8 protein-coding genes are annotated in these 8,235 nt (G+C 71.2%); 4 read left to right on the forward strand and 4 right to left on the reverse strand.

Annotation, left to right across the window (positions count from 1 at the left end):
- The first annotated feature begins 370 nt into the window (after positions 1–370).
- From AN218_RS24405 to AN218_RS24420, 4 genes are all read left to right on the forward strand, one after another.
- Complete coding sequence (locus tag AN218_RS24405) at positions 371–1,372, forward strand: 4-hydroxy-3-methylbut-2-enyl diphosphate reductase (RefSeq protein ID WP_070019089.1); 1,002 nt, start codon at positions 371–373, stop codon at positions 1,370–1,372.
- A gap of 15 nt (positions 1,373–1,387) precedes the next feature.
- Positions 1,388–3,196: a 1-deoxy-D-xylulose-5-phosphate synthase gene (locus AN218_RS24410; RefSeq protein ID WP_070019090.1), complete on the forward strand. Its 1,809-nt coding sequence runs from the start codon at positions 1,388–1,390 to the stop codon at positions 3,194–3,196.
- Entirely contained in the window at positions 3,193–4,356 is a 1,164-nt protein-coding gene (gene ispG / locus AN218_RS24415; RefSeq protein WP_244900660.1) for a flavodoxin-dependent (E)-4-hydroxy-3-methylbut-2-enyl-diphosphate synthase, read from the forward strand. Before AN218_RS24410 ends, ispG begins: the two co-directional genes overlap by 4 nt.
- Positions 4,357–4,735: 379 nt before the next feature.
- Positions 4,736–5,377, forward strand: coding sequence for a helix-turn-helix transcriptional regulator (locus AN218_RS24420; protein WP_070019091.1), 642 nt, complete (start codon positions 4,736–4,738; stop codon positions 5,375–5,377).
- On the opposite strand, the gene AN218_RS24425 is transcribed toward AN218_RS24420, so the two are convergent.
- The 4 genes from AN218_RS24425 to AN218_RS36195 all read right to left on the reverse strand — a co-directional run.
- Positions 5,370–6,251 (reverse strand): transmembrane-type terpene cyclase, encoded by an 882-nt coding sequence (locus AN218_RS24425; protein ID WP_216311800.1) that lies wholly within the window; start codon positions 6,249–6,251, stop codon positions 5,370–5,372. The two genes, AN218_RS24420 and AN218_RS24425, sit on opposite strands and share 8 nt — an antisense overlap.
- Positions 6,252–6,292: 41 nt before the next feature.
- Entirely contained in the window at positions 6,293–7,588 is a 1,296-nt protein-coding gene (locus AN218_RS24430; RefSeq protein WP_079132538.1) for an acyl-CoA dehydrogenase family protein, read from the reverse strand.
- Positions 7,589–7,601: 13 nt separating this feature from the next.
- Positions 7,602–8,024 (reverse strand): limonene-1,2-epoxide hydrolase family protein, encoded by a 423-nt coding sequence (locus tag AN218_RS24435; protein ID WP_244900662.1) that lies wholly within the window; start codon positions 8,022–8,024, stop codon positions 7,602–7,604.
- Between the two features lie 2 nt (positions 8,025–8,026).
- Positions 8,027–8,235, reverse strand: a 209-nt coding sequence (locus AN218_RS36195) for an aromatic-ring hydroxylase C-terminal domain-containing protein (protein ID WP_476755972.1), incomplete at its 5' end; no start/stop codon positions are given.

The following is an 8,235-nucleotide window of genomic DNA, read 5'->3' on the forward strand; positions in this document are numbered from 1 at the left end:
TCCGCCCCGCCGCCGTCCGCCCCGCCGCCGTCCCCCGCGTTTCCGCCCGTCCCGTTTCCGTCCGCGGCTGCGCTCCCGTCCGCTTCGCGGACCGCGGTCGTGGCCGCGGCGCGCGCCCGAGAATTCCGTTCGGCGTCCACGCTGATGCTCCCGTCGCTGACGTGCACAACCGGTTCATGGCTACCGGAGCCGGTGGGCCGGCTCAACATCGCCCGTAGCCGCTGGCCCTTGGGGTCTGGAGATTGGCCCTTTGAGACAGCCGGGCGCACGGCGGGGCCCGCACGCGGCGGCAGGCGCCGCGCCATCCGCCGTTCCAGAAAGCGGAATCCGCCGTTGAGGACACCCTCGACTGCTGCCTACCGTCCGGGACATGGATGACGTGAGCTCGGACAAACATCCCGACCGCGGTGGCACGCGTCGCATCCTGCTGGCCGGTCCCCGTTCCTTCTGCGCCGGGGTGGAACGGGCCATCGAGATCGTCGAGAGAGCTCTGCAGGCACACGGAGCCCCGGTCTACGTCCGCAAGCAGATCGTCCACAACATCTCCGTCGTCGAGGATCTCGCCGCACGCGGCGCGGTCTTCGTCGAGGAGCTGGACGAGGTGCCCGACGGTGCCACCGTGGTCTTCTCCGCGCACGGCGTCTCCCCGGCCGTACGCGAGGAGGCCGCGCGGCGGGGCCTCGACGTGCTCGACGGCACCTGCCCGCTGGTCTCCAAAGTGCACGCCAAGGCCCGCCGGTTCGCCGACCGCGGCGACACGGTGGTCTTCGTCGGGCACGCCGGGCACGAGGAGGTCGAGGGCACACTCGGCGAGGCGCCGGAGTCGATGGTGCTGGTCGAGACCGCGGAGGACGTACGGCGGCTGACGCCGGAGGACGCGGAGCGGGTCTCCTATCTCACGCAGACCACGCTCGCCGTCGACGAGACCACCGAGGTGCTCGGCGCCCTGCGCGAGCGGTTCCCGCTGCTGCACGAGCCGCCCTCGGAGGACATCTGCTACGCCACCACGAACCGGCAGCTCGCGCTGGACGCGGTCGTCGCGGAGTCCGACCTCGTCCTCGTCGTCGGCTCGGCGAACTCCTCCAACTCCGTGCGTCTGGTGGAGCTTTCACAGCGCCAGGGCACCCCGGCCAAGCTGATCGACCGGGCCGCGGAGATCCGTACGGAGTGGCTGGAGGGCGTCCGCACCGTCGGTCTGACGGCCGGGGCGTCCGCACCGCCCGCGCTGGTCGACGAGGTGGTCGCCGCGCTCGGCGAACTGGGCCCCGTCGAGGTCGAGGAGCGCAGAATCACCGACGAGACCATGCACTTCGAACTCCCCTCCGCGCTGCGCGGCACGGCGGGATCCCGGACGTCCGGCGGGCAGAGCTGAAGGGCGGGGCACTCCATGGCACTCACCGAACTGGGCCGGATCACCGGTCCGCAGGCGCTGAAGGAGCTGCCTCCCGGCCGCCTTCCCGAACTGGCGGGCGACATACGGGAGTTCCTCATCGAGCAGGTGGCCGCCACCGGCGGTCATCTGGGCCCGAACCTGGGCGTGGTCGAGCTGACCCTCGCACTGCACCGCGTCTTCGACTCGCCCTCCGACCGGATCGTCTTCGACACCGGCCACCAGTCCTACGTACACAAGATGCTGACCGGCAGGCAGAGCGGCTTCGGCTCGCTGCGCTCGGCCGGCGGACTCTCCGGCTACCCGGCGCGTGAGGAGTCCGAGCACGACCACGTCGAGAACTCGCACGCCTCCACCGCGCTGTCGTACGCCGACGGGCTCGCCAAGGCCCAGCAGTTGCGCGGCGAGGAGCACCGCACCGTGGTCGCCGTGATCGGCGACGGCGCGTTGACCGGCGGCATGGCCTGGGAGGCGATGAACAACCTGGGCCGCGGCGGACGCCGTGCGGTGGTCGTGCTCAACGACAACGGCCGCTCGTACGCGCCCACGGCCGGGAGCCTCGCGGAGCATCTCGCCGCGCTGCGCTCCGGGGACGACGAGGGCGGCAACCTCTTCCGGATCATGGGCTTCGACTATCTCGGGCCGGTGGACGGACACGACGTGGCCGCCGTCGAGGAGGCCCTGCGGGAGGCGGTGCGGAGCAACGGGCCGGTCGTCGTGCACTGCGTCACCGAGAAGGGCCGCGGCTACGCACCGGCCGAGAGGGACGAGGCCGACCGCATGCACGGCATCGGCGTCATCGACCCGGCGACGGGCCGCGGCGCGGCGAGCGGATCGCCGTCCTGGACACGGGTGTTCGGCACGGAGCTGACGAAGATCGCGGAGCGGCGTCCCGACGTCGTGGCGCTCACCGCGGCGATGCTTCAGCCCGTCGGCCTCGCCGAGTTCGCCGGGCGCCACCCGGAGCGGGTCTTCGACGTCGGCATCGCCGAGCAGCACGCGACCACCAGCGCCGCCGGGCTCGCGATGGGCGGGCTGCACCCGGTGGTCTGTCTGTACGCCACGTTCCTCAACCGCGCCGTCGACCAGATCATGATGGACGTGGCCCTGCACCGGCTGCCGGTGACCTTCGTACTGGACCGTGCCGGTGTCACCGGGCCGGACGGGGCCAGCCACCACGGCATGTGGGACGTCTCCCTGCTGAACACCGTGCCCGGCATGCGCGTCGGCGCCCCGCGCGACGCCGCCCGGCTCGCCGAACTGCTCGCGGAGGCCGTGGAGTTGCGGGACGGGCCGAGTGCGCTGCGCTTCCCGAAGGGCGGTACGGGCGCGGACGTGCCGGCGCTGCGGCGCATGGACGGTCTCGACATCCTGCACCGCACCAAGTCCAGGCCGCTGGAGGTGCTGCTGGTCTCCACGGGCGTGCTCGCCCAACCGGCCGTCGGCGCCGCGGAGTTGCTCGCCGAGGAGGGCTTCGGCGTGACCGTCGTCGACCCGCGCTGGCTGCTGCCGGTCAACCCCACGCTGGTCCATCTCGCCTCCCGCCACCGGCTGGTGGTCTGCGCCGAGGACGGGGTGCGTGCCGGCGGTGCGGGGTCCGCGCTGGCGACGGCCTGCGCGGACGCCGGTACGACGACACCGGTCCATGTGGCGGGTCTGCCGGGGGAGTTCCTCGCCCACGGCAAGCGCCCGGACATCCTCGCCGGGCACGGTCTGACCGCCGAGTCCCTCGCCGGCGTCGCCCGCGAACGGCTCGGCGCCCCGGCACCGTCTCCGGCAATCGCGTGGGAAAGGACACCCCGGTGACCAAGGTCGCGCTCGGAATGCCCGCTCCGCCCTCCGCCGCCGAGCCCGCTGCGCTCGCCGAACGCCGCAAGACCCGCCAGCTCATGGTGGGTCCGGTCGGGGTCGGCAGCGACCACCCGATCTCGGTGCAGTCGATGACCACGACCGTGACGTCCGACGTCAACTCCACCCTCCAGCAGATCGCCGAACTGACCGCCTCCGGCTGCGACATCGTCCGCGTCGCCTGCCCGACCGGCGACGACGCGGAGGCCTTGCCCGCGATCGCCCGCAAGTCCCAGATCCCCGTCATCGCCGACATCCACTTCCAGCCCAAGTACGTCTTCGCCGCCATCGAGGCGGGCTGCGCCGCGGTCCGCGTGAACCCGGGGAACATCAAGAAGTTCGACGACAAGGTGGGGGAGATCGCGCAGGCCGCGAAGGAGCACGGCACACCCGTCCGTATCGGCGTCAACGCCGGATCGCTCGACAAGCGGCTGCTGCAGAAGCACGGGAAGGCCACCCCGGAGGCGCTCGCGGAGTCCGCGCTGTGGGAGGCGTCGCTCTTCGCCGAGCACGACTTCCACGACCTCAAGATCTCGGTCAAGCACAACGACCCCGTCGTGATGATCCGCGCGTACGAACTCCTCGCCGAGAGCTGCGACTACCCGCTGCACCTGGGGGTGACCGAGGCGGGCCCGGCCTTCCAGGGGACGGTGAAGTCGGCGGTGGCGTTCGGCGCCCTGCTGCGGCAGGGCATCGGCGACACCATCCGCGTCTCGCTCTCCGCGCCGCCGGCCGAGGAGGCCAAGGTGGGCGGGCAGATCCTGCAGTCGCTGGGGCTGCGGCCGCGCAAGCTGGAGATCGTCTCCTGCCCCTCCTGCGGACGGGCCCAAGTGGACGTCTACAAGCTCGCGGACGAGGTCACCGCCGGGCTGGAGGGCATGGAGGTGCCGCTGCGGGTGGCGGTCATGGGCTGTGTGGTCAACGGGCCGGGCGAGGCGCGTGAGGCGGATCTCGGGGTGGCCTCCGGCAACGGAAAGGGCCAGATCTTCGTCAAGGGAGAGGTCATCAAGACCGTGCCGGAATCGAAGATCGTCGAGACTCTCATCGACGAAGCAATGAAGATCGCGGAAGATCTGGAACCGGGGACCGAGGGCTCCCCGTCCGTCGTCACGGGGTGAATGAGGGATTCCCCTTACCCGAACGACGACAGCGCCGGCAGCGCGGTTGTGCGAACTCCTCTCGCCGTATGGTTCATTCGGTCGGCTTTCCGGCCGGGGAACGAGCCTTCATGGACCACGTGAGGAGTTCGAACGTGTTCTTGAGACGCAGCTTAAAGCCCCAAATGCACCATCTGACTTCCGTGCGGGAGAAGTCTGCAACTCCTGGTCGCAGCCCCCGCGGTCATCCGAGAACGGGCCGGCCCGACTGTCCGCGAAACACACGATCTCGCCTGCGTGAACGGAATGTGAATTCCTGTCCTCTCGCGTTACGGCGCGCAATGTCCCCCGGCAAGGGCGGACATCCCGGAAAATCCGCAGTGACTCCGGAGAGTGCGCTGTGAGTGGAGAACAGACGACGAAAACCGTGCGGGCGCTGGTGTGTGCGCCGGATCCGCTGACGCACACGGCCGTCAGCGAACCTCTCGAATCCAGCGCCGACATAGAGATCGTCACACGCGAGCACAGAACTTCCGTGGACGTGGCCGTGGTCGTCGCCGAGCGGATGTCAGTGGAGGTGATCTCGCTGCTGCGCAGAATCAAGGAGACGTTCGGCGCCTCCATGGTCCTGATACCGGGCGAGATCGACAGAGCCGAGCTGTTCACCGCGGTGGAGTGCAACGTCGTGGCGGTGCTGCCGCGGGCCGCGGCCACCAGCGACCGCATCGAGGAGGCGGTGCGGATCGCCGCGTCGGGCGGCGGCCAGCTCCCCTCGAACATGCTCGGCGAACTGCTGCGGCAGATCGAGCGGATGCAGCGTGAGGTGCTCTCCCCGCACGGGCTGCACATCTCGGGGCTCACCCCGCGGGAGATCGGCGTGCTGCGGCTGATGGCCGAGGGCCTGGACACCGCGGAGATCGCGAGCAAGCTCTGTCTGTCGGAACGGGCCGTGAAGCGGGTCATCTTCGGCGTCACCCGCAGGCTCAACCTGCGCAACCGGCCGCACGCCGTGGCCTATGCGCTGCGGGCGGGCGTCATCTGACCGTCGTACGCCCGTCGTTCGTGCCGCTCGTGCCGCTCGTGCCGCTCGTACCGCTCGTACCGCTTGTGCCGCTCGTACCGTTCGCGTCGGCGGCGCCCGTCCCACCGGAGCGGGCGCCGCCGGCGCCGTCCGGTCCGCCCGCCGCGGTGACCTGCTCCGCCGGCCGCGCGTACCGGGACCACAGCGGACGTCCCTCCGCCCGCATCGTGCGGCGCAGCCGCACCATGTACGCGACGTCCAGGGCGACATAGGTCGCCACCAGCACCTTCAGCAGCAGATGGGACGGGTGGACGACGAACGCCGTCAGGCCGGCGAAGACGGACCCGGTGAACTTCGCGACGGCGATGTACATCGACTGCCCGGCGCTGGATCCGCGCCGCCGCAGCATCAGCAGGAACGCGGCGCTCAGCGGCACTTGGATGATCATGCCGGTGTACATGCCGTCCATGTCGTGGAACTCGTTGGCGCCCGCCGTCACCGTCACGGACGCCCACACCAGCACCCCGCACAGCGACCAGCGGAAGGCCCGCGGGGAGAGCCCGGGATGGTCGCGGCGCCCGTAGCGGAACGCCTGGTACAGCAGCACCGAGTTGAAGAGCACCCAAAGGACGTTCATCTGCCGCTGGGACGGCGTCTGTTCGAGCAGGAACGTCAGGCTGAACTCCCAGGCGAAGTTCACCGCGATCATGTAGGCGGGGATGCCCACCCGTCCGTCCCGTACGGCCTGCCGGATCGCCAGGACGTAGGTGAGCGTCCAGCCGAGCCCGGTCGGCCCCGCCAGCGCCCAGAACAGCGCCGCCGGGACGTCGGCCGCGCCCTGTGCGACCGGTGCGGTCTGCGACATGGGGAGGAGAAACGGCGGCAGCCAGTCCATGAGGGTCCTCGTGGGTGTGGGGCGTGGTTCGGCCCGGCCGGTCAGAGGCTGGGCACGATGCAGTCGAGCCCGAAGAAGGAGCCCCCGTACAGCTCGTGGCCGACGTGGACGTTGAGCATCGCGTGCCGGGCGGCGGTGTTGGCGTCCCGCCAGTACTGCTGCAGTGGACAGGACTCGGCGAAGGAGGCCGCGCCGTGTGCCCACAGCAGGTCGTCGAGCGCCTTGGTCACCAGGTCGACGGACTGGCCCACATCGCCGCGTATCCGCAGCAGTTCGCTCTCCGGCAGGGCCACCGCCGCCGCGGCGGCCTCGTCCAGGACGTCCGCGGCGCGGGCGACGTGCATCTCGGCCGCGTCCACGGACAGCGCCGTACGACCGAGCGAGGAGACGAACGTCTGCGACTCCGGCCTCGTGCGGTATGTGGTGGGCGCGATGCCGCGTCCCGGCGCCCCCTCGACCACGCAGGCGAGCGCCGCCTGCCCGGCGCCCACGACCACCGACGCGCAGATGACCGCCATCGCCGCCACGGCGGGGGTGCGCAGCAGCGCGGGCAGCGACACGTCGGTGGTGTTGCCCCGGCCGAGCTGCTCCTCGACGGGGAGGATGCGGTGCGCGGGGACGAAGTGCCGCTCGGCGACGGCCGTCTGACTGCCGGTGGCGCGCATGCCGACCGTGTGCCAGGTGTCCTCGACCTCCAGCTCGGCGACCGGCACCAGAACCGACACCATCGTCGGCGGCTCGCCCTCGGGCACCGGCTCCTTGGCGCCGAGGATCGCCCAGTCGTCGTGCAGGATGCCCGTGGAGTAGGGCCACCTTCCGGTGAGCAGACAGCCGCCCTCGACGGGCTCCGCGTCGCCGAACGCCGCGAAGACCGAGGCGAGTTTGGCGCCCGGGTTGTCCCCGAACACCTCGTCCTGGGTGCCGGACGGGAACCGTGTCGCCAGCAGGTTCGACCCGTTGATGTTGTTCACCACCCAGGAAGTGGACGGGCAGTAGTGGGACAGCGCCTTGGTGACCTCGCTCAGGGTCGCCACGTCGGCCTCCAGACCGCCGTACGCCTTCGGGGTCCACACCCGGCTCACCTGTGACTCGTCGACGGCCCGTACGGAGGCGTCCGGCAGCCGGCGCGTCCGCTCGCCCTCGGCGACCCCGTCCGCGAGCACCGGCCCGATGGCGTGCACGCGCTCCAGCAACTCCGCGCGCAGGCCCTTCACTTCGGCCCGGGTGCCGGTTCCCGTCCTGCTGCCTGTCCTGCTGCCTGTCCGGGTGTCCGTCCCCGTGTCCGCCCGTACGCCGGTCCGCGCGCCGTTGCGTACGTTCGTCTGCACATCCGTCATGAGTCCGCCTCCGTCAGTCCCCTGCGTCGGAGATGAGGTTGGTGATGTCGAAGTAGTCGCGCCACGAGCAGATCCGCCCGTCCCGTATCTCGAAGGCGGCCATGACCTTCAGGTTCTTCGCGATGGGGGAGCCGTCCGCGCGGAGCATGTCCTCCACCCGCTCGGCCAGCACCGTCCGGCCGCTGGTGGCCATGTGCAGGAATCTGACGTCGAGCCGGGCGAAGTCGGGCGGCATCAGCCGCAGGATCTCGCGCGTGCCGCGGCAGACCGGCGAGCCGGGGTTCTGCCACTCGCAGTCGTCGGTCAGGAACTCCTCGACGGCGGATCTGACGTCCTGCGGCGTGGGGCCCATGCGGGCCAGGAAGTCGCGTACGAGGCGTTGGCCGTCGTCGGCGCGCCCGTCCCGGTGCCCTTGCGGAAGCGGAGTGGCGGACACGGTCACCTCCCGGTGGTCGTCGTGGTGTCGTCGGAGCGGCCGAGGACGCGGCGCAGCGCCGAGCCGAGCGCGGCCTCCGCGTCCGCGCCGCCGTGCGCGGTGCGCCAGGCGACGTGGTTGTCCGGACGGACGAGTACGGCGCCGTCCTCGCCGACGCCGCGCACCGCGGCCCAACGGCCCTCCGCGTCGGGGCAGTCGTCCGGTCCGGGCC

Origin of the sequence: Streptomyces nanshensis (genome assembly GCF_001751255.1) — a bacterium.
GTDB classification, from domain to species: Bacteria; Actinomycetota; Actinomycetes; order Streptomycetales; family Streptomycetaceae; genus Streptomyces; species Streptomyces nanshensis_A.

Excerpts from the sequence above, each read along its gene's own strand:
- AN218_RS24430 (WP_079132538.1), bottom strand. The coding sequence starts at position 7,588 with ATGACGGATGTGCAGACGAACGTACGCAACGGCGCGCGGACCGGCGTA.
- AN218_RS24410 (WP_070019090.1), top strand. The coding sequence starts at position 1,388 with ATGGCACTCACCGAACTGGGCCGGATCACCGGTCCGCAGGCGCTGAAG.
- AN218_RS24425 (WP_216311800.1), bottom strand. The coding sequence starts at position 6,251 with ATGGACTGGCTGCCGCCGTTTCTCCTCCCCATGTCGCAGACCGCACCG.
- AN218_RS24405 (WP_070019089.1), top strand. The coding sequence starts at position 371 with ATGGATGACGTGAGCTCGGACAAACATCCCGACCGCGGTGGCACGCGT.